2 protein-coding genes are annotated in these 927 nt (G+C 47.8%); both read right to left on the bottom strand.

Annotated elements, in window-relative coordinates; all coding sequences use genetic code 11:
* Nucleotides 1–509 (bottom strand): hypothetical protein (locus ACFSCZ_RS17920; RefSeq protein ID WP_380775921.1); only part of this gene is annotated, 509 nt, incomplete at its 3' end.
* The coding region (locus ACFSCZ_RS17915; protein WP_380775918.1) for a hypothetical protein at nt 487–927 on the bottom strand (441 nt) is incomplete at its 5' end. The genes ACFSCZ_RS17920 and ACFSCZ_RS17915, both read right to left, overlap by 23 nt.

The following is a 927-nucleotide window of genomic DNA, read 5'->3' as shown; positions in this document are numbered from 1 at the left end:
TTTGAATCCGATTTTCGCGCTTTGAACTCGGAATTCGCGCTTTGAATCGGGAGTTCGCGCTTTGAATCACGATTTCGCGCTTTGAACTCGGAATTCGCGCTTTGAATCACGATTTCGCACTTTGAAACGGGAATTCGCGCTTTGAATCCGGAATTCGCACTTTGAATCGGGAGTTCGCGCTTTGAATCCGATTTTCGCGCTTTGAATCCGATTTTCGCGCTTTGAATCCGGAATTCGCACTTTGAATCGGGAGTTCGCGCTTTGAACTCGGAATTCGCGCTTTGAATCCGATTTTCGCGCTTTGAATCCGGAATTCGCACTTTGAATCGGGAGTTCGCGCTTTGAATCGGGAGTTCGCGCTTTGAATCGGGAATTCGCACTTTGAATCCGATTTTCGCGCTTTGAATCCGATTTTCGCGCTTTGAACTTGGAATTCGCGCTTTGAACTCGGAATTCGCGCTTTGAATCCGGAATTCGCACTTTGAATCACGATTTCGCACTTTGACCACAGAATTCGCACTTTGAATCGGGAGTTCGCGCTTTGAATCGGGAGTTCGCGCTTTGAATCACGATTTTCGCACTTTGAATCGGGAATTCGCACTGGAATTCGCACTTTGAATCACGATTTCGCACTTTGAATCGGGAATTCGCGCTTTGAATTCGGAATTCGCGCTTTGAATCGGGAGTTCGCGCTTTGAACTCGGAATTCGCGCTTTGAATCGGGAGTTCGCGCTTTGAATCGGGAATTCGCGCTTTGAATCCGATTTTCGCGCTTTGAACTCGGAATTCGCGCTTTGAATCGGGAGTTCGCGCTTTGAATCGGGAGTTCGCGCTTTGAACTCGGAATTCGCGCTTTGAATCCGGAATTCGCACTTTGAATCCGATTTTCGCGCTTTGAACTCGGATTTCGCACTTTGAATCCGATTT

This window comes from Siminovitchia sediminis, from assembly GCF_042680885.1.
Taxonomy (GTDB): Bacteria; Bacillota; Bacilli; order Bacillales; family Bacillaceae_C; genus Siminovitchia; species Siminovitchia sediminis.
Note: the sequence above shows the minus strand (reverse complement) of the source record. Positions and strands in the feature narration are given on the sequence as shown.